Here is a 19133-nt window from a genome sequence, read left to right as displayed (position 1 = left end):
AAGGGTGATTAACAAAGCGTGAATTCCTTCACGTTCTGTCCCGAAATACTCCGGAGGGGTCCGGGGAGGCAGAGCCTCCCCGGCGGGTCGGCCCGCCGCAGGCGGGACGAAACTCTTAGTCCGTGGCATGCGCGAGCCTTGGTACGTCCTTCGCCCCGGCCGAGCCGCGGCCCGAAAGCGAGGGATTTTCCATGAAGAACCTGTGGCAGTTGAACAGCTCGCGATCCTCGGGCAGCTCGCGCAGATAACGGCCATCGGGTCCCAGGACCCAGCTCTGCGCCTCGTCGGCGAGGTTGGCTGCCATGATCTGGTTGACGATCTGGGCCTTCACCGTGTCGTTCTGGATTTCGATCAGAGTCTCGACCCGGCGCGTCAGGTTACGGCCCATCCAGTCGGCCGAGGAGATGAAGACCCGCGCCTTCTTTGACGGCAGGCCGTGGCCATTGCCGAAGCAGACGATGCGGCTGTGCTCGAGAAAGCGTCCGACGATCGACTTCACGCGGATATTCTCCGACAATCCCCTTATGCCGGGGCGGAGCCCGCAAATGCCGCGCACCACGAGGTTGATCTTCACACCCGCTTGGCTGGCCGCATAGAGCGCATCGATCACATCGGCCTCGATCACCGAATTCATTTTGGCCCAGATTGCGGCGGGCCGTCCGGCGCGGGCATGATCGGCCTCGGCCGCGATCAGTTCCAGGAGGCGCGGCTTCAGCGTTGTGGGCGAGATCGCCAGATTTTCCAGACCCTCGGGCTGCACATAGCCCGAGAGATAGTTGAAAACCTTGGTCGCATCGCGCCCGAGGGCTGCATTGCAGGTGAAGAAGGAGAGGTCCGTGTAGATACGCGCGGTGATCGGATGGTAGTTGCCGGTGCCGTAGTGTGTATAGGTCACCAGCTGGTCGCCCTCCCGGCGGACGACGGTCGAAATTTTTGCATGGGTCTTGTAGTTGGTGAAACCGTAAACGACGTGGGCCCCCGCGCGTTCCAGCCTGCGCGACTGGCGGATGTTCGCGGCCTCGTCGAAGCGGGCCTTCAATTCGACGAGCGCGGTCACCGACTTTCCCGCCTCGGCCGCCTCACACAGCGCCGCGACGATCGGGCTGTCCTGCGAGGTGCGGTACAGCGTCTGCTTGATCGCAAGAACGTTCGGGTCATGCGCCGCCTGATCGAGGAAGCGGATCACCATGTCGAAGGTCTCGTAGGGGTGGTGCAGCAGCATGTCCTTCTTCCGGATCGCCGCGAACATGTCGCCTTCGTGGTCCTGTACCCGCTCGGGCACGCGTGGCGTGAAGGGCGGCCAGAGAAGGTCGCGGCGGCTGTCGAGGATCAGTTCCTTCACGTCGGCCATGCCGACCATGCCTTTGACCTCGACCACCTCGTCGGGCAGGACGCCAAGCTCCTCCATGATCAGCGCGCGCAGGCCTTCCGGCGCACCCGCGGTAATCTTCATGCGGATGACCTGGCCGCGGCGGCGGCGTTTCAGCGCAGTCTCGAACTCGCGCACAAGGTCCTCCGCCTCTTCCTCGACCTCAAGGTCGCTGTCGCGCAGGACGCGGAACGTGCAATGGCCGGTATCGCGATAGCCGGGGAAAAGCGAGCCGAGATGGAGGAGCAGAAGCTCTTCCATCGGCAGGAAACGCGCCTCGCCGGGAAGGGCCACGAACCGGCGGATCTGCTGAGGGATCGGCAGAAGCGCCTGCATCCGACGCCCGTCGGTGGCGCGCTCCAGTTCCATCGCGAGGCAGAAGCCGGTGTTGGGGATGAACGGGAACGGGTGGGCAGGGTCGATCGCCAAAGGCGACAGGACCGGAAAGACCTGGTTGAGGAAATAGTCCTCAAGGAAAGCCTCGTCGCGGCGGGTGAGCTTCGAGCGGGTCAGGAGTGTGATGCGCTCTGCCTCCAGCTCGCGCTTCAGCTTGTTCCAGACTTGCTGCTGCACGGCCATGAGGCGGCGGGCATCCGCGTCGATCTCCTTCAGCTGCTCGGCTGGTGCGAGCCCGTCATCCGATGGAAGAACATTGCCCGCGCGGGCGAGCTGGCGCAGGCCCGCGACGCGGACGGTGTAGAATTCGTCAAGGTTTGTGGCCGAGATCGACAGGAAGCGGACCCGTTCCAAGAGCGGCACGCGCGGATTGCGGCTTTCGTCGAGGACACGCCAGTTGAAAGCGAGCCAGGACAGTTCGCGGTTGAAGAAGCGGCGGGGCCCGGCGATCTGCTCGGCGGGCAGCTCTTTCGCGGCGGGAAACGGGGCTTTGAGGAAATCGGCTTGAGTCATGGCGCCCTTATCGAAACGGCGTGTAACAGTTGGATGACGCCATGTTTGCGCGTCCTAGCGCGGACTGTCCAGCAGCTCGGCCGCCAGCGCACGGCTGACGGGTCGGCCAAGTGCAAGGGCGCGCGCGTCTAGCTCTGCCACCAGTTCGCGGGCGGCGGCGAAGGACCGGTCGATGCGGGTGACGAGATAGGGCACGAGTGTCGGGGGCACCTGAACCTGCCGGTCGGCGAAGAGTTTCAGGATAACCGCCGAGAGAAGCGCGTCATCCGGCGGTTCAAGGCGGACGAGCGCCGTGCCCTCAAGTCGACTCTTGAGATCAGGGAGCGCCAGACCCCAGTTGCGCGGCTCTTTGCGCGCGGTCAGAAGGAGGTGGTGGCCGCGTGCGAGCATCATATTGTGCAGATGGAAAAGCGTTTCTTCCGCCACAGCACGGCCCGCGATCCGCTCGGCGTCCTCGATGACAAGAGCGCCCTTCGCCAAGGCGTCGGGGTCGTTGCCTTCCACCTCAACGGCGCCAAGCGTCGCCGCCCCGGCCTGCCCGGCCCAGACGGTGGCGAGGTGGCTCTTGCCCGATCCCTCCGGGCCGACGAGCAGGAGTTTTCCGAGCGGCCAGCTTTCCGGTGCATCGATCATCGCCACGGCCAGCGCATTGGCGGGCGAGACGAAGAAATCGTCGCGCCCCAGTGCGGTGCGCACCGGCAGATCGAAGGTAAGTTGGCGGGGCATCGGGAAGGGTCAGCTTTCGTCGGTGGGCGGCTCTTGCCCGGCAAGGCCACGGTAGAGGAGGCTGTCTCTGTATCGGCCGACGCCGAAGCGGGCAAGAACACCGATGGCGGCGGCAACGGGCACTGCGACCAACATACCGACGAAGCCGAAGAGCGTGCCGAAGGCCGAAAGCGCAAACAGCAGCCAGACAGGATGCAGCCCGACCGACTTGCCCACGAAACGCGGAGTCAGGATATTGCCTTCGAGAAACTGGCCCACGGCGAAGATCGCGGCGATGAGGCCGATCTGCATCCAATCTCCCCAGAACTGGAAGAGCGCGAGCCCGATGGCAAGCCCGCCGCCCAGGAGCGCCCCTACATAGGGGATGAAGGTGATGAGACCGGAAATCGCACCGACGATCAGCCCGAACTGCAGCCCCGCCGCCATCAGCGCCACGGCGTAATAGGTGCCGAGCGTCAGACAGACCGAGACCTGACCGCGCACGAAACCCGCCAGCACCTTGTCGATATCGCGCGCGATGCCACGGACCGTTTCACGGTGATCGAGCGGCAGCGCCTCGTCGATCCGGGCGACCATATGGTCCCAGTCCAGAAGCAGATAGAAGGCCACGACCGGCACCACGACGATGAAGACGAGCGCGTTGATGACCGAGACGGCCGAGGAGAGAAGGCCCGAGGCAAGTTCTCCGCCGCGCGACTGGATGGTCTTGCCGAGCGAAATGAGCGTGTCTCGGACGACCGAATCCTGGTCCATGATATGGGGGAAACGGGCCGTGAGATAAGCCTGCAGCTTGCCGAAGATCTCGGGGGCCGCGTTCACCAGATCCACGAGCTGGCGGATAAGGGTCGGGATGATAAGCAGCGCCAGAAGCGTGAAGATCAGAAGCGCGATGATCGAGATTGTGGCTGTCGCCATGCTGCGTGAAAGCCCGGCGCGTTCCAGCCGGTCGGCGACCGGGTCGAGGAAATAGGCGATCGCGCCGCCGACGATGAAGGGCAGGATTACATTGCCGAGCCCCCAGAGGACGGCGAAGAACAGGAGGGTCGCGATCCCCCAGTAGGTCGCCTGTTGGCGGACGGGCAGGGCCATGTGTCTCTCCGGTAGCCTCGTCGCTGATCTAAGCCCTAGGATGCAGCTTTCACAAGGGAGGCGTGGTGGAATTCAGCGCGGGCCGCCGCATCAGGGAAGCGCCGCTTGCCTGCCGCCTGCCTTTCGCATAATCCCTTGCGGGACCAAAGAGAGCCTGTCACATGCGCCTGTCCCGTTACTTCTTGCCCGTCCTGAAAGAAAATCCCGCCGACGCCCAGATCGTCAGCCATCGCTACATGCTGCGCGCGGGGATGATCCGCCAGCAGGCGGCGGGCATCTATTCCTGGCTGCCGCTCGGTTTCCGGGTCTTGCGCCGGATCGAGGAGATCGTCCATCAGGAACAGGTCCGCGCCGGGCATATCCCGCTGCTGATGCCCACGCTTCAGCCCGCCGACCTCTGGCGCGAGAGCGGTCGCTATGACGATTACGGCCAGGAAATGCTGCGCATCAAGGACCGGCATGAGCGTGACATGCTGTATGGTCCGACGAACGAGGAGATGATCACCGACATCTTCCGGTCGCATGTCTCGTCTTACAAGGACCTGCCGCTGACGCTCTACCACATCCAGTGGAAGTTCCGTGACGAGCTGCGCCCCCGGTTCGGCGTGATGCGCGGCCGCGAGTTCCTGATGAAGGACGGCTACAACTTCGACATCGACAAGGACGCCGCGCTGCATGCCTACAACCGCCATATGGTCAGCTATCTGCGCACCTACGAGCGTATGGGCCTGACCGCGATCCCGATGCGCGCGGCGTCCGGTCCGATCGGCGGCGACAATACCCATGAATTCCTGGTGCTGGCGAACACCGGGGAATCCGAGGTTTTCTACGACGACCGGGTGACCAGCCTGAAGCTCGGCGCGCGCGACATCGACTATGACGACCGCAGCCAGGTGGCCGAGGTCTGCAAGGAATTCACTACGCTTTACGCCCGAACCGACGAGACGCACGATCAGGCGGTCTTCGATCAGATTCCGGAAGCCCACCGCAAGGTCGGGCGCGGCATCGAGGTCGGCCAGATCTTCTACTTCTCGACCAAATATTCCGAACCGATGGGCGCCGTCGTCGTCAATGACAAGGGCGAGCGGGTGCCGGTCCACATGGGATCGCACGGCATCGGCGTTTCGCGGCTTCTGGGCGCTATCATCGAGGCGAGCCACGACGACAAGGGCATCATCTGGCCGGAAGGGGTTACGCCTTTCCCGGTGGGCATCGTGAACCTGAAACAGGGCGACAGCGCAGCGGATGCGGCATGCGAGGGGCTCTACAAGGCGCTGAAAGCCAAGGGTCTGGAAGCGCTTTACGACGACCGTGACGAGCGGGCCGGGGCGAAATTCGCGACCATGGACCTGATCGGTTTACCCTGGCGGATCACGGTGGGTCCGCGCGGGCTGGCCAACGGCGTCGTGGAACTGACCTCGCGCCGCACGGGCGAAAGCGAGGAGATGTCGCCCGAGGCTGCCGTCGACCGCGTGGCGCAGATCTACGCAGGGCGCTGAGACCGGGACGGGCGGGGGCTCTGCCCCCGCACCCCCGAGGTATTTTGGCCAAGATGAATGAGGATTGGCCATCCTTTGACCGGAGGGCCGGATGGCCGGTTCGACCAGACCTTTTTCGCGTTTCGAGTTTCTGATCGCCTGGCGCTATCTGCGCGCCCGCCGTGCCGAGGGCGGAATATCGGTGATGACCTGGATCAGCCTCGTGGGCATCGCACTGGGCGTGATGGCTTTGGTCGCGACGCTTGCGGTCCGGGCCGGGTTCCGGGCCGAGTTCGTGGGCACGATCCTTGGCGCCAATGCCCATGTGACGGTGTACAAGCCGTTCTATGAGGACGAGGATGGCGTGCAGACCAACGCTTTCCGCGATTATGAGGCGGCGGCGGCGCGGATTGCGGCGGTGCCGGGTGTGGTGCGGGCGGCGCCCGTGGTGCGCGGTCAGGCGATGGTCAGCCACAATGACAGTGCCAATGTCGCCGAGGTTTACGGGATTTCCGCCGAGGATCTGAACGCGATCCCGGGCGTGGCGCAATCGGACCAAAGCCTGGGCGAGATCAGCGATTTCGAGAAGGGAATCGCGGTCGGATCGGGCATCGCCCGTGATCTGGGCATCGTGCCGGGCGACCGGGTCAAGCTTATCCAGCCCAATGGCGCGCGCACCGCCTTCGGCACCAGCCCGCGGGTGAATGCCTATGAGGTCACCTATATCTTCAGCGTCGGTCGCTACGACATCGACAAGACCCGCATCTACATGCCGCTGGCCGAGGCGCAGAGCTTCTTCAACCGCGAGGGCGGGGTCAGCGAGATCGAGGTGATGGTCGCCGATCCCGAAGCGGTCGACGGGCTGATGAAGCCCGTTGCCGATGTGGTCGGGCAGGATGTTCATCTCTGGACCTGGAAGGATGCCTCGGACGCCTTCCTCGAGGCGCTGACCATCGAGGATAATGTGATGTTCGTGATCCTCGCGCTGATCGTCCTGATCGCGGCGATGAACATCACCTCGGGCCTTGTGATGCTGGTGAAAAACAAGGGCCGCGATATCGGCATCCTGAGGACGATGGGCCTGACGGAAGGTTCGATCCTGAGGGTCTTCTTCCTGTGCGGCGCCTTCATCGGCGTCATCGGCACATTGGCGGGTGTGGCCCTCGGATGCCTTTTGGCGCTGAACATGGAAAGCATCATGTCCGGCGTGAACTGGCTGTCGGGCGGCAATGCCTGGGACCCGTCGATCCGCGGCATCTACCGGCTGCCCGCGAAGCTTCAGGCCTGGGACCTCGTTCGCGCGGTCGGCCTGTCGCTGATCCTGTCGTTCATCGTCACCTATTTCCCCGCGCGCCGGGCGGCGCGGCTCAACCCGGTCGAGGCGCTGCGCTATGAATGAGCTGGACCTCAGGGGGATCGTGAAGCGCTACAACCCGGGCAGGCCGTCCCAGATCACGGTTCTCGACGGGTTGGACCTGACGGTCGCGCGGGGCGAGGTCGTGGCTTTGGTGGCGCCCTCGGGCGCGGGCAAATCGACGCTTCTGCATATCGCGGGATTGCTCGATAGCCCCGACGCGGGCGAGGTCCGGGTTGGCGGGCAGGCGATGGCTGGGCAGGGCGACCGGGTCCGGACGGCGGTGCGGCGGCGCGAGATCGGCTTTGTCTATCAGTTCCACCATCTGCTGCCGGAATTCACGGCGGCCGAGAATATCATCCTGCCGCAGCTGGCAGACGGGGTGGCGCGGGGCGTGGCCGAGGCGCGGGCGGCCGATCTTTTGGCGCGTGTCGGGCTTCAGGCCCGCGCCCGCCACCGCCCGGCGGAACTGTCGGGGGGCGAACAGCAGCGCGTGGCCTTTTGCCGGGCGCTTGCGAACGGGCCGAAGCTTCTGCTGGCCGACGAACCGACCGGCAATCTCGACCCGGCCACCGCCGATCAGGTGTTCGATGTGCTGATGGAGATTGTGCGGGCCACCGGTCTGTCAGCGCTGATCGCCACCCACAATCCCGAGCTAGCCGCGCGCATGGACCGGACCGTGCGGCTGGAGGCGGGCCGGATCAGCGGCTGAGGGGCGCGCCGTCTGATCCGGATCAAGGCGGGTGCTCGGGCGACCATGCCATTCTGACTGCAACAGAGGAGGCAGACATGCGAGTGAATGCGATCATTGGACTTTCGGCTGGTGCTGCATTGGCGCTCTTGCTCGCTGCCTGCGCGACGACCGTGCCCGCGCCGAACCGGGGCAAGGCGCTTTACGAGGGTTATTGTGCGGCGTGCCACGGGCCGGGCGGCAAGGGCGATGGCGTGCTGGCTGGCGATTGGAAGACGCCACCGGCCGACCTGACCGGAATTGCCGCCCGCAACGGCGGACCTTTTCCGCTCGCGCAGGTTCTGTCGCAGATCGACGGCTATACGCGCCGCAACGACCGGCATTCCGCCATGCCGGAAATGGGGCAGGTGTTTCAGGACAGTCCGACGGTTCTTGTCGATACCGGCGACGGGATCGAGACGCCTGTGCCAGAGGCGCTTCTCGCGCTCGCCGATTATCTCAGGGAGTTGCAGGAATAGGGATCAGCGCGCGAAGCAGCGGGATTTCTTGCCGAAACCGGCGGGCGAGCAGATGTAGGAGCCTTTGCCGAAGAAGCGCTGCTTGCGCACTTTGGTGGCGCCCTCGCTTGAGAGAAGCACCGTGTCCGTCACTCGCGGTGCCTTCTTCTTGGCGAGCCAATTGAAAGTCGCGCCATTCGAAAGCTGCACGACCGCAATGCCGCGCGGGGCGGTGGCAGTGCCCGACTGGGCGACGGCGGGCAGGCCGAGCGACAGGGCGACCAAGGCGGCGAGGCCAACGCGCAGAGCGGGCCGGAGGGGGCGAAGGGACACGGGCAACATTACCTCTCGAACAGGGCCGACAGGGCGGAGGGCCGGGGCGACAGCAGCGTCGCGCGCGTGACCCGTCCGGCACATGCCGGGGCAGCTTGTTCAAGCGGTAGCCGATCAATGCGCCGCCAATATGGCCGCGCGAAAGGATATGTTGGTTAATTTGCCAATTGTATCAATAACCTGACACAATTTCGCCGTATTTCCCCGCAGCGAACACAGGCTAAGCCACGCAGGGCTTTTAACGCGAATATCAACGGATGATGCGGTTCTGGATCCGCCAGTCAGGCAGGCCGAAATTCTCGGGCCAGGGATAGACTTCGCGCTGGTCGAAATAGATCACGCCCACGAGGTTCGGCAGGTCGGGCCGGGCGACACGCACCTCGTTCTCCCAGGCGTTGACATAATCCTCGCTGCCGGAATAGCCGAGCTCGGCCACGACGACCGGCTTGCCGAAGGTGGCAGCACGGCGGTAGCGCGGCTCCATGATGTCGCGGTAGCTGCGGTCGCCGCCGTATTTCGCCTGATCCCAGGCCTGCAGCCCGAAGACCGAGACGCCGACGATATCGACATAATCGTCGCCGGGATAATAGCGCTCCATCCCCTCGTCGCCGAGCGGCGACCACATGACCTGAATGTTCGGCGCTGCCTCGCGGCAGATGGTGATCATGCGGCGGTAGGCGGCGATATATTCCTCGGGCTTCCAGCCGGCCCAGATGAACTGGCCGGAATAATCGTCCATCTCGTGGCCCCAGCGCAGGGTGACGGGGCTTTGCAGGTCCGCCATGACCGAGCAGATGTCGCGCATGTTCTGGTCGTACTGACCGGCGAAGATGCCGCTGCGCAGATATTGCGGGGTGTTCCTCTCGCTGCGCGACCAGGTCCAGGGTTCGAGCGTGATCAGAAGCGCGCGGTTGCGTTCCAGTGCATAGGCGTCGGCATCGTTGAGCGAGGGCAGGTAGACGTCTTCCCACGGCAGGAAGAGATGTTCTACCACCAGTTCCGCATCGTCGGTGAAATCGCCGCCGGGGTCATAGGCCCCGAAGGGCACGGTGCCAGGCGGTGCCGACAGTGCCGCAAACGGCGAGAGGCTCATCGCGAGGCTCAGGACCATAGGCGTCATGTAACCGGTTATCCGCATCACTTCCCCCTCGGGAACCGCATGTCCGTTCAGTTCCAGGCCAGGTCGAACTCGTAGACGACAAGCCGGTCGTTGGAGATACCGGCGCCGGAGACGAGATATTGGGCGCGCACCAGCTGGAACGGTTCCATTCCCATGGTGAGCGCATAAAGGCTTTCCTTGCCGCGCACAACGGTTGCTGTTGCCATAAGGGCAACAAGTGATGCGACCGAGGCCGCCTGCAGCACGAATGTCCGTGGTTTGAGGACGAATTCATGCCCGTTGGCGCGCAGATGCTCCAGCACGATCACCGCGACGCAGATCGTGTAGATGAGGCCGTTCAGCGCCGACAAGAGGTAGAAGCCCTGCGCATCCTGGGCACTGACGAACAGCAGAGGCAGGAGCGCGCCGGTGGCGAGCGCCGTATAGATCGCGACGACCTTGGTCGGCAGGCGCCTGGTTGCCGCCTCGCCCTTCGGCGTCACCCGGAAATCGACGAACTTTCCGGTCATCCGGTCGCGCGCCGCCATCAGCACACCCCAGAAGACCCAGGGCCATTGCAGGAAGATGAAGAGCATCTTCTCCCAGCCGAAGATCCGGCCGTTGTAGGGGCGGAAGAGCCCGTCGCGCTTGATCTGCAGGGCAAACCAGGTGAGCACGATGGCCGTCGGCGCCGCATGCAGGACGAAGGCCCAGTAAGTGACATTGGCGAAGCGCGCGTCGAAGGTCAGTGCATAGATCGGCGACAGGTACATGTAGAGCATGAAGAAGGCGAAGAACACGTACCACGACTGGCCGAAGAGGAAGCTGAACTTCAGCCGCGCGGGCAACGTCGGCAGATAGCGGCCGGTGTGCGACAGAAGCAGCGTGACAAGGCTGCGGGACCACTGAAATTCCTGGGTGGCGAGGTCGGCGACGTTCGCAGGCCCGTCACCGTAAGCGATGGCGTCGATCGCATGCACTCCCTGCCAGCCGCCTGCGGCCAGAACCATCGAGGTGGAATGATCCTCGGCCAGTTCTGGACCAAGGCCGCCCACCGCCTTCAGCGCGGCGGTCCGCACCGCATAATGCGAGCCGATGCAGATCGAGGTGAAAAGGCCAGTATAGCCGCATTGCAGGGCGCCGTGGAAGGCGGCCTCGGTATCGAGCCGTGTGCGCGCGGCCCAGCTGTCGGCGCTGTTGGCATTGCAGATCGAGGGGGCACTGACATAGCCGACCTTCGGGTCGGCGAAGGGACGCAGCATTTCCCGCAGATAGCCGGGCTGGGGCACGTGATCGGCGTCAAGCTGGGCGACGATGTCGTAACCCTCGTAACCGTAATGATCGTAGAAATAGGCAAGATTGCCTTCCTTGCAGCGGGTCCGGCGCGGCCAGACCGGCTGGTGATAGGCATCGACCCCCTTGCGGGTCGAAATGCGCACGCCGTTTTCCGCGCACCAGGCGATGGTCTCGGGCGCGGGGTCCTCGTCGGCGAGCCAGGTATCGTGCGGATAGTCCTGCGCAAGCATCGCGTTCAGCGTGCGCTTCAGAAGGCTCAGGGGCTCGCCCGGGGTCTTGGTAACGATCATCGCCACCCGCCAGTCGCCCGGTTCCGGCGTGGGCGCGGCGGTGCGGCGGGCGTGGAGGAACACCACGACGAAATAGGCCTGCAGGAAGAAGAGCCAGAAGAGGCAGGCGCTGGCGATCAGGAAGCGTGGCCAGCCGAGGACATGGCCGGGCTGAAGCCACCAGGACCAGAAGAAGGCTGCGGCAACCAGCCACAGGAAAGCGCCGCGCCGATATTTCACCGCCTGACGCCCGGTCAGGATCGGCTTCAGAAAGCGCGTGCGCCCGCCCATCTCAGGCGACCTTCACCCGATGGTTCGAGAGGCCGAACCAGGGGGCGGCGTGGCTGACGATCGTGTCGATGTCGGAAAGCCGCGTCCGGAAGCCAAGGACGCGCGCCGCGAGTGCGGGATCGGCGGTCAGCACCGGCGGATCGCCCGCCCGGCGCGGCCCGAACTGCAGGGGCACCGCGCGGCCCGTCACCCGCTCGACCGCGGCGCAGATTTCCAGCACCGAATGGCCGCGCCCTGACCCGAGGTTCAGGGCCGTGCTCTTGCCGCCCGCGTGCAGATAGGCCAGCGCCAGAAGATGGCCGCGCGCGAGGTCGGAGACATGGACATAGTCACGGATGCAGGTCCCGTCGGGCGTGTCGTAATCGGCGCCGAAGATATTGAGCGGCTGCCCCCCAGCCGCCGCACGCAGTGCCAAAGGCAGAAGGTGCGTCTCCGGCTCATGCCGTTCGCCGATCACGCCCGACGGGTCCGCCCCCGCAGCGTTGAAATAGCGCAGCGCCACATGGCGGATGCCATAGGCGGCGCCGTAATCCTTCAGCATCTGTTCGCAGATGAGCTTCGTCCGGCCATAGGGATTGATCGGCGCCTGCGGCGTATATTCCGAGATCGGCAGAAGCTCGGGCACGCCATAGGTCGCGCAGCTTGACGAAAAGACGATCTGGCTGACCCCGGCATCGCGGGCCGCATCAAGAAGCGCCACCATGCCGCTGACATTATTGTCATAATAAAGCGCGGGGTCCGCGACGCTTTCGCCGACATAGGCCGAAGCGGCGAAATGCAGGATCGTGTCGATCCGGAACTGCTTCAGCGCGGAGCTGAGCGCACCGCGGTCGCGCACATCGCCGCGCACGAGCGGGCCCCAGTGGACCGCGTCCTGATGTCCGGTCGAGAGATTGTCATAGGCCACGGGCAGCGCGCCCGCCTCGGCCAGTGCCTTGCAGGCATGCGCGCCGATGAACCCTGCGCCACCTGTCACCAATACCCGGGAATTACTCACACGCATCAGGCAACCTTCTCCGTTCTGGAGGGGAGGGGGCGGCCAAGTTCGGCCGCGAAGTGGGCGATGGTCCGGTCGAGCCCGTCGGAAAGCGCGACGAGCGGCGCCCAGCCGAGCGCCTTCTGCGCCCGCGAAATATCGGGGCGGCGCTGGCGGGGATCGTCAGTCGGCAGCGGCTTCTGGACAAGGCGCGAGGTGGTGCCGGTCTTCTCCCGCACGATCTGAGCCAGCTCCGCCATGGTGAACTCGCCGGGATTGCCGAGGTTCACCGGTTCAGCGACCTCAGAGGCCATCAACCGCAATATGCCTTCGACCAGATCGTCAACGTAGCAGAAGGACCGGGTCTGGCTGCCGTCGCCATGGATCGTCATGTCGCGCCCGGTCAGCGCCTGAACCACGAAGTTCGACACGACCCGCCCGTCGTCGGGGCACATACGTGGCCCGTAGGTGTTGAATATCCGGGCGATCCGGATCTCGACCCCGTGCTGGTGGTGGTAATCGTGGAAGAGCGTCTCGGCAGCGCGTTTGCCCTCGTCATAGCAGGCGCGCGGGCCAAAGGTATTGACGTTGCCGCGATAGCCTTCGCTTTGCAGGGCAACTTCGGGGTCGCCGTATACTTCTGACGTCGAGGCCTGGAAGATGCGCGCGCCCTTGGCGCGGGCAAGCTCCAGAAGGTTCATGGCGCCGATGACGGATGTCCGGAATGTGTGCACGGGGTCTTTTTGATATTTCGGCGGCGATGCCGGGCAGGCGAGGTTAAAGATCTCATCCACAGCCCCCGCTATCTGGATGGGATCGCAGACATCCTGCCTAATCAGGGTAAACCGTTCGTTAGCGGCATGCGCTGCCACATTTGCAAGCCTGCCGGTCGAGAGATTGTCGAGGCAGATGACACGGTGGCCGTTCGAAAGTAGCCGGTCGATCAGATGCGACCCGACAAAGCCCGCGCCGCCCGCGACCAGAACGGTCTTGTGCGCCGGGCGCCCGCGCCCGAAGAGACCAAAGGGCGATCCTGCACCCAGGTTCAGAAAGTCGTCCGGCATCTTCCCACCCCAAAAAAGCAGCAAGCTATAATCTGTTCAAAATGCAGCCCGGTCCTGATGACCCCCGGGATGTGGTGCCCGGACTGGCCACGCGGCGCGATATCGAAAAATGGAACTCGTCACCGCTCGACCAGGAACTACCTCAATGAGGTGACTGTACGCCGGGGAAGGGGGAAGTCAACTTCGCGCCATGATTCAGACATAAATGGTGCGTTACCTGACACAATTTAGACCCAATTCTGGCTTTGGCCGCGCGGCAATCGCAAATGCCGCGTCTATGCCCAGAACGCCGAACGCCCGCCGCGGGCGGCAGGCGTTCCAAGTGAAGATCCGGAGGGGCTTGCGGGATCTGTGCCGCTCACGCCCGGCGGCGGCGGGCGAGCCCAAGCATCATGAGCGCAGCGCCGAGGCCGGCCAAGGGCATGGGCAACGGCACCGGCGAGGCTTCGATATTGGCATATTCGAAACCGCCGAGTGTCGAGGAGAAGCGCAGTTCATTGAACTGGATGCCGCTGAGGCTTACGAGCGCCGCGCCTTGGCCGGGATTGCCGACCTGCAGCCCAAGCTGATCGCCCGCGACCGAGCCGACGACAACACCGTTCAGGACGAATTCGATAAGATTTCCAACGTCGAACGAGCCCCAGAGCAGGCTCAGGCCCTTCTGGATGCCGCTGAAGGACAGGATATTCACGTTCGAGCGGTCCGCCGTCTGCCAGGTCGCCCAGAAGGGCAATTGCTGCCATCCGGGCAGCGGCGTGGCGCCGATCGTCTGGTTGGTGCCATAGATGCCGGGATCGAACGGCGAGCAGAAAGAGATGCAGGGATCGACCTGCGGAAACCAGCTGTTCGGCATCTGCAGGGGCGCCGATGTCCATGTCGCGCCGTTCGGCAAGGTGACGGTCTGGCTGGTGTTCACCATGTTCCATGCCGTGTCGTCGGTTGCGACAGTCTGCACCGTCAGCGCTTGGGCCGACAGCGGCGCGAGGGCGAGAATAAGGCCTGCGACGAGGCGGAAAGACATGGTCATACCCTGTTCGTTCTGGTTTGGCGCACTTCTAGGTTGATCGGCAGGTGTTGGCAAGTTTTCGACATTATTTTGCCGCAATTGCCGGTTGAGACCGCCGAATTCCGGCCATCAGCAACCTATTGTTTCGCATGGGCGGATTCGGTCGGCTGTCTGATTCTGACTGCAGAGCGGTCCACAGCGCCCGGAGAACGGGCGGTGCCGCTGCCCGAGGGCTTGAGCAATCCCGCGGAGCGGCCTAGGTATGGACGGACGAATGGAGGCCCCGAGATGCACGCGTTCAAAGATCTGGCTGATGCGGTGGGCAAGACGCCCCTGATCCGGCTGAAGAAGGCCAGCGAGATCACCGGCTGCGAGATCTATGGCAAGGCCGAGTTTCTCAATCCGGGCCAGTCGGTCAAGGACCGGGCGGCGCTCTTTATCATCCGCGATGCGGTAGCCAAGGGGCAGCTCCGCCCCGGCGGCACGATCGTCGAGGGGACGGCGGGCAATACCGGGATCGGGCTGGCGCTCGTTGGCTCCTCGATGGGGTTCAAGACGGTCATTGTCATCCCCGAGACGCAGAGTCAGGAAAAGAAGGACATGCTGCGTCTTGCGGGGGCGGAACTCGTGCAGGTTCCGGCGGCGCCTTATTCGAACCCGAACAATTATGTGCGCTATTCCGGCCGCCTCGCGCAGCGACTGGCGCAAAGCGAACCCAATGGCGCGATCTGGGCCAACCAGTTCGACAACGTGGCGAACCGTCAGGCGCATATCGAGACGACGGGCCCGGAAATCTGGGAACAGACCGGCGGCAAGGTCGACGGCGTCGTCTGCGCCGTGGGTTCGGGCGGCACGCTTGCAGGCCTTGCGATGGCGCTGCAGCCGAAAGGCGTGAAGGTCGCGCTCGCCGATCCCGAAGGCGCGGCGTTGCACAGCTATTACACGACCGGCGTCCTGAAGTCCGAAGGCTCCTCGATTACAGAAGGCATCGGTCAGGGGCGGATCACCGCGAACCTCGAAGGGATCACGCCGGACATGTCCTTCCGCATCCCCGATGCCGAAGCGCTGCCCATCGTCTTTGACCTTCTCGCCGAAGAGGGGCTGTGCCTTGGCGGCTCGTCCGGCATCAATGTCGCGGGCGCGATCCGTATGGCCCGGGTGATGGGGCCAGGGCACACGATCGTCACCGTCCTTTGCGACTACGGCAACCGCTATCAATCCAAGCTCTTCAACCCGGATTTCCTGCGCGCCAAGGGCCTGCCGGTGCCTGGCTGGCTTGACCGCGCGCCGCAGGACCTGCCTTCGGTCTTCGAGGGCTGAGAAGATGCGGCGGGCTCTGGCGGCGGCGCTTCTTACCCTCGCGCTGATCCTTGCTGCCGGGCCGCTGACCGGGGTTCTGTCGGGATCGGCGCTTGCGCAGGAAGTCGAAGCACCGATCGATTACACGATCTGGGAACGCGAGGCGCAGGCGGCGGAAGAGGCGCTGAAAAGCGCAAAAGCGTCGAACAAGGCCTTCGAGGATCTCAGGGCGAAGGTGGTGGAATGGCGGCAGGGCTTCGATGCCGCCCGCGCCGTGAACGCGCCGCAGATCGAGGTGGTGCAGGCCCAGATCGCCGATCTTGGGCCGGTGCCCGGAGAAGAGGCCGCCGAGGCGCCAGAGATCGCAGCCAAGCGCAAGGAACTGACTGCCGCACTGTCGCGCCTGCAGGCGCCGGGGGTCGAGGCGGTCGCCGCCTATCGCCGTGCCGACGGGATCGTCAAACAGATCGACAAGCTGATCCGCGACCGTCAGGCCAGGGAGCTGCTCCGGCTGATGCCGACGCCCTTGAACCCGTTGCACTGGCCCTCGGCCGGGGCGGTTCTGGAACAGGGCGGCAAGACGCTCTGGAGCGAAATCAATACCAACTGGTCAAGCGACGCGCGTCGTACCGACCTGCGCAACAACCTGCTTGGCATCATTCTGTCGCTCGGGGTCGCACTGCTTCTGATGCTGCGCGGTCCGGGTTTCATGGAGCGCCTGTCGCGCCGCTTGCAGGACCGAACGGCGATGCGCATGCGCCATGTCGTGGCGGCGGTGGTGTCTCTCGGGCAGGTGATCGTGCCGGTCTTCGGCATGATGCTCGTCCATCTGGCGATCACTATCTCCGAAATGGCCGGGCCGCGCCTTCTGGCGCTGGCCGAGGCGCTGCCGGTTGCTGCCTTTTCCTTCTTCTCCGCGCGCTGGCTCGCGAGCTGGCTCTTTCCGGATGAGAAGCGTACCCATGGGCCGAACCTGACCGACCGGCCTGCCGAGGCGCGATTCCACGTCCAGATGATCGGACTTCTGCAGGCGGTCGAGGAATTCCGTATCGCCTTCACCACCGAAGTGCGCCCGCCGCTCAGCCAGGCGGCACAGGCGGTCTGGCTGACGCCGCTTGTGCTGATCGTCGCGATCTTCCTCTTCCGGCTCGGTCTGCTTCTGCGTCGCCAGCGGCTCGTCGGGGCAGAGGAGGGCGATGCCGTCCTCTTCCGCAACCGGATGATCGGGCTTTGCGGCACGTCGATCGTTGCGGCCGCCGCAATAGCGCCGCTCCTCGCTGTCGTCGGTTACGTGACAGCCGCCAACGCGCTGATCTGGCCAGTGGTCGGATCGGCAGCACTGATTGGTGTGATCATCCTTCTGCAGCGCTTCTTGACCGACATCTACGTCGCGGTGACGCGCACCGGTGATGAGGGGCGCGAAGCGCTGATCCCAGTCCTGACCGGTTTCCTGATTGCCGTCGCGTCTCTGCCGCTCTTTGCCCTGACCTGGGGGGCGCGTCCTGCCGATCTGTCCGAGATTTGGGCGCGCATTCAGGCGGGCGTGACACTCGGTGGCGCGCGGATATCACCTACCGCAATCCTGACGCTCTTCATCGTCTTCGTAATCGGCTACATGATCACGCGGCTGGTGCAGGGGGCGCTCCGCTCCTCGATACTGCCGCGCACGCGGCTGGACAAGGGCGCGCAGAATGCCGCAGTCTCCGGCCTCGGCTATGTGGGGATATTCCTCTCTGCTCTCGCAGCTATTACCACCGCGGGGATCGACCTCTCCGCCCTCGCCATCGTCGCCGGTGCGCTGTCGGTGGGTATCGGTTTCGGCTTGCAGAACATCGTCCAGAATTTCGTCTCGGGCATCATCCTTCTGATCGAGCGTCCGATCTCGGAAGGCGACATGATCGAGGTGAACGGCCAGTTCGGGACCGTGAAGGGGATTTCGGTCCGCTCGACCTGGATCGAGACCTTCGACCGAACCGACGTGATCGTGCCGAACGCCGACCTCGTTTCCGGCGTCGTCACAAACCTCACCCGCGGCAATCTGACCGGAAGATTGATCCTGCCGGTCGGTGTGGCCTATGGCAGCGATACGCGCAAGGTGCAGACCATCTTGCAGGATATCGTCGAGGGGCAGAATCTCGTCCTCGTCGATCCCGCTCCCAAGGTGCAGTTCGTCGGCCTTGGCGCCGACAGCCTGAACTTCGAGATACGTGCGATCCTTTCGGACGTGAATTTCAAGCTGGAGGTTCAGACGGAGATTCTTCATCAGGTCGTCGAACGCTTCGCGGCCGAGGGGATCGAGATTCCCTACGCACAGCGCGACATCTGGATCAGGAATCCGCTGCGCATCGAGCGCGCGGAGCGCCCGCGACCCGCCGCTCCGGGCAAGAAGAAATCGCCAGCCGTACCAAACGATGCGACAGAGACAAAAGCAGTCGCGCCGGACCCTGTCCCGCCCGAATCCATCAACTACGACCCGCGTGACGACGAGCGGGAGGAGGAGGAATGACCGAGCCACTGTTCCGCACCGACGCCTATCTGCGCGAGGCCGAGGCCCGTGTGGCGGGGCACAGCGATCAGGGCGGTCTGATCCTCGACCGCACGGTTTTCTATGCGACGTCGGGCGGTCAGCCGGGCGACAGCGGGTATCTTGACTGGGATGGCGGGCGGACAAACATCGCCACGGCGGTGAAGGGCGAGGGCGGGACGTTCGTACTGGTGCCGGACGCCGGTAGTGCCCTGCCGCCGGTCGGGGCGCCGGTCCTGCAGCGGCTCGACTGGGAACGCCGCCACCGCCATATGCGGGTCCATACCGCGCTTCACCTTCTATCGGTCGTGGTGCCCTTGCCGGTGACCGGCGGCCAGATCGGCGCCGAGCGTGGGCGCCTCGACTTCGACATGCCGGAACCTCCCGCAGATGTCACGGCGCTGGAAGAGGCGTTGAACCGCCTCGTGGAACGCGACCTGACCGTATCCGACGACTGGATCACCGATGCCGAGCTGGAGGCCAATCCGGGCCTTGTGAAAACCATGTCGGTCAAGCCGCCGATGGGGCAGGGCAGGGTGCGTCTGGTCCGTATCTCGGATGGCGCGGAGCTCGTTGACCTGCAGCCCTGCGGCGGCACCCATGTCGCGCGCACAGGCGAGATCGGCCGCCTGCAACTTGGCAAGATCGAGAACAAGGGCCGCCAGAACCGGCGGATTACGCTGCATCTCTGTGACTGACGCAGAGTATGATGCTGTGATGCAGCGAAACATCTTGAAACTTTCCGTCAGATCGCTCTAGTCTGCCTCTCAGCCGGGCGGGTCGGAGACTCGCCTGATAACTGGGGCGCGCGACGGCCTGCCAGCCCGCGCGGAAAATCTGGAGCAATCTGGGTGCATTTGCGC

At 64.5% G+C, this 19133-nt stretch carries 16 protein-coding genes; 7 read left to right on the top strand and 9 right to left on the bottom strand.

Annotated features, from left to right (window positions below; translation table 11 throughout):
* Positions 1–115: 115 nt before the first annotated feature.
* The 3 genes from OU426_RS16730 to OU426_RS16720 are packed head-to-tail and all read right to left on the bottom strand — an operon-like array spanning position 116 to position 4093.
* Positions 116–2278: an RNA degradosome polyphosphate kinase gene (locus OU426_RS16730; protein ID WP_267635259.1), complete on the bottom strand. Its 2163-nt coding sequence runs from the start codon at positions 2276–2278 to the stop codon at positions 116–118.
* Between the two features lie 54 nt (positions 2279–2332).
* Positions 2333–3004: a P-loop NTPase family protein gene (locus OU426_RS16725; RefSeq protein WP_267635258.1), complete on the bottom strand. Its 672-nt coding sequence runs from the start codon at positions 3002–3004 to the stop codon at positions 2333–2335.
* A gap of 9 nt (positions 3005–3013) precedes the next feature.
* On the bottom strand, positions 3014–4093 hold the full coding sequence (locus OU426_RS16720) for an AI-2E family transporter (RefSeq protein WP_267635257.1): 1080 nt from the start codon (positions 4091–4093) through the stop codon (positions 3014–3016).
* A gap of 161 nt (positions 4094–4254) precedes the next feature.
* Between OU426_RS16720 and proS the strand changes: the two genes are divergently transcribed.
* From proS to OU426_RS16700, 4 genes are all read left to right on the top strand, one after another.
* Complete coding sequence (proS, locus tag OU426_RS16715) at positions 4255–5592, top strand: proline--tRNA ligase (RefSeq protein WP_267635255.1); 1338 nt, start codon at positions 4255–4257, stop codon at positions 5590–5592.
* Between the two features lie 91 nt (positions 5593–5683).
* Positions 5684–6970, top strand: coding sequence for a lipoprotein-releasing ABC transporter permease subunit (locus OU426_RS16710; protein WP_267635253.1), 1287 nt, complete (start codon positions 5684–5686; stop codon positions 6968–6970).
* Positions 6963–7637: an ABC transporter ATP-binding protein gene (locus OU426_RS16705; RefSeq protein ID WP_267635251.1), complete on the top strand. Its 675-nt coding sequence runs from the start codon at positions 6963–6965 to the stop codon at positions 7635–7637. Before OU426_RS16710 ends, OU426_RS16705 begins: the two co-directional genes overlap by 8 nt.
* Before the next feature lie 77 nt (positions 7638–7714).
* The gene (locus tag OU426_RS16700; RefSeq protein WP_267635250.1) at positions 7715–8134 is read left to right on the top strand and encodes a c-type cytochrome; all 420 of its coding nucleotides are present in this window, start codon (positions 7715–7717) and stop codon (positions 8132–8134) included.
* A gap of 3 nt (positions 8135–8137) precedes the next feature.
* On the opposite strand, the gene OU426_RS16695 is transcribed toward OU426_RS16700, so the two are convergent.
* The 6 genes from OU426_RS16695 to OU426_RS16670 all read right to left on the bottom strand — a co-directional run bounded on the left by OU426_RS16695 (position 8138) and on the right by OU426_RS16670 (position 14468).
* Entirely contained in the window at positions 8138–8446 is a 309-nt protein-coding gene (locus OU426_RS16695) for a hypothetical protein (RefSeq protein WP_267635248.1), read from the bottom strand.
* A gap of 250 nt (positions 8447–8696) precedes the next feature.
* A complete protein-coding gene (locus OU426_RS16690) occupies positions 8697–9584 on the bottom strand; it encodes a glycoside hydrolase family 26 protein (protein ID WP_420712612.1) in 888 nt (295 codons plus the stop codon).
* Between the two features lie 29 nt (positions 9585–9613).
* Entirely contained in the window at positions 9614–11401 is a 1788-nt protein-coding gene (locus tag OU426_RS16685) for a glycosyltransferase family 2 protein (RefSeq protein ID WP_267635247.1), read from the bottom strand.
* Between the two features lies 1 nt (position 11402).
* On the bottom strand, positions 11403–12404 hold the full coding sequence (gene galE / locus OU426_RS16680; protein WP_267635246.1) for a UDP-glucose 4-epimerase GalE: 1002 nt from the start codon (positions 12402–12404) through the stop codon (positions 11403–11405).
* Positions 12404–13441 carry a UDP-glucuronic acid decarboxylase family protein gene (locus OU426_RS16675; protein WP_267635244.1) on the bottom strand — a complete coding sequence of 346 codons (1038 nt, stop codon included), beginning with the start codon at positions 13439–13441 and terminating at the stop codon, positions 12404–12406. Before OU426_RS16675 ends, galE begins: the two co-directional genes overlap by 1 nt.
* Before the next feature lie 358 nt (positions 13442–13799).
* The gene (locus OU426_RS16670) at positions 13800–14468 is read right to left on the bottom strand and encodes a hypothetical protein (protein ID WP_267635243.1); all 669 of its coding nucleotides are present in this window, start codon (positions 14466–14468) and stop codon (positions 13800–13802) included.
* Positions 14469–14735: 267 nt separating this feature from the next.
* Between OU426_RS16670 and OU426_RS16665 the strand changes: the two genes are divergently transcribed.
* From OU426_RS16665 to OU426_RS16655, 3 genes are read left to right on the top strand one after another with little or no spacing between them, the layout of a single operon-like run.
* Positions 14736–15767, top strand: a complete 1032-nt coding sequence (locus OU426_RS16665) for a cysteine synthase A (protein ID WP_267635242.1) — start codon at positions 14736–14738, stop codon at positions 15765–15767.
* A 4-nt stretch (positions 15768–15771) separates the two neighbouring features.
* Positions 15772–18252 carry a DUF3772 domain-containing protein gene (locus OU426_RS16660; RefSeq protein WP_267635241.1) on the top strand — a complete coding sequence of 827 codons (2481 nt, stop codon included), beginning with the start codon at positions 15772–15774 and terminating at the stop codon, positions 18250–18252.
* A complete protein-coding gene (locus tag OU426_RS16655) occupies positions 18249–18968 on the top strand; it encodes an alanyl-tRNA editing protein (RefSeq protein ID WP_267635240.1) in 720 nt (239 codons plus the stop codon). The genes OU426_RS16660 and OU426_RS16655 overlap by 4 nt, the downstream gene beginning before the upstream one ends.
* Positions 18969–19133: the final 165 nt, after the last annotated feature.

The sequence above is a fragment of the Frigidibacter sp. RF13 genome (genome assembly GCF_026626305.1).
Classification (GTDB): Bacteria; Pseudomonadota; Alphaproteobacteria; order Rhodobacterales; family Rhodobacteraceae; genus TMP-24.
The sequence above is the reverse complement of the archived record's forward strand: the minus strand, read 5'-3'. Positions and strand labels throughout refer to the sequence as shown.

Excerpts from the sequence above, each read along its gene's own strand:
- galE (WP_267635246.1), bottom strand. The coding sequence starts at position 12,404 with ATGCGTGTGAGTAATTCCCGGGTATTGGTGACAGGTGGCGCAGGGTTC.
- OU426_RS16690 (WP_420712612.1), bottom strand. The coding sequence starts at position 9,584 with ATGCGGATAACCGGTTACATGACGCCTATGGTCCTGAGCCTCGCGATG.
- OU426_RS16685 (WP_267635247.1), bottom strand. The coding sequence starts at position 11,401 with ATGGGCGGGCGCACGCGCTTTCTGAAGCCGATCCTGACCGGGCGTCAG.
- OU426_RS16670 (WP_267635243.1), bottom strand. The coding sequence starts at position 14,468 with ATGACCATGTCTTTCCGCCTCGTCGCAGGCCTTATTCTCGCCCTCGCG.
- OU426_RS16665 (WP_267635242.1), top strand. The coding sequence starts at position 14,736 with ATGCACGCGTTCAAAGATCTGGCTGATGCGGTGGGCAAGACGCCCCTG.
- OU426_RS16705 (WP_267635251.1), top strand. The coding sequence starts at position 6,963 with ATGAATGAGCTGGACCTCAGGGGGATCGTGAAGCGCTACAACCCGGGC.
- OU426_RS16660 (WP_267635241.1), top strand. The coding sequence starts at position 15,772 with ATGCGGCGGGCTCTGGCGGCGGCGCTTCTTACCCTCGCGCTGATCCTT.
- OU426_RS16675 (WP_267635244.1), bottom strand. The coding sequence starts at position 13,441 with ATGCCGGACGACTTTCTGAACCTGGGTGCAGGATCGCCCTTTGGTCTC.
- OU426_RS16725 (WP_267635258.1), bottom strand. The coding sequence starts at position 3,004 with ATGCCCCGCCAACTTACCTTCGATCTGCCGGTGCGCACCGCACTGGGG.
- OU426_RS16720 (WP_267635257.1), bottom strand. The coding sequence starts at position 4,093 with ATGGCCCTGCCCGTCCGCCAACAGGCGACCTACTGGGGGATCGCGACC.
- OU426_RS16710 (WP_267635253.1), top strand. The coding sequence starts at position 5,684 with ATGGCCGGTTCGACCAGACCTTTTTCGCGTTTCGAGTTTCTGATCGCC.
- OU426_RS16730 (WP_267635259.1), bottom strand. The coding sequence starts at position 2,278 with ATGACTCAAGCCGATTTCCTCAAAGCCCCGTTTCCCGCCGCGAAAGAG.
- proS (WP_267635255.1), top strand. The coding sequence starts at position 4,255 with ATGCGCCTGTCCCGTTACTTCTTGCCCGTCCTGAAAGAAAATCCCGCC.
- OU426_RS16700 (WP_267635250.1), top strand. The coding sequence starts at position 7,715 with ATGCGAGTGAATGCGATCATTGGACTTTCGGCTGGTGCTGCATTGGCG.
- OU426_RS16655 (WP_267635240.1), top strand. The coding sequence starts at position 18,249 with ATGACCGAGCCACTGTTCCGCACCGACGCCTATCTGCGCGAGGCCGAG.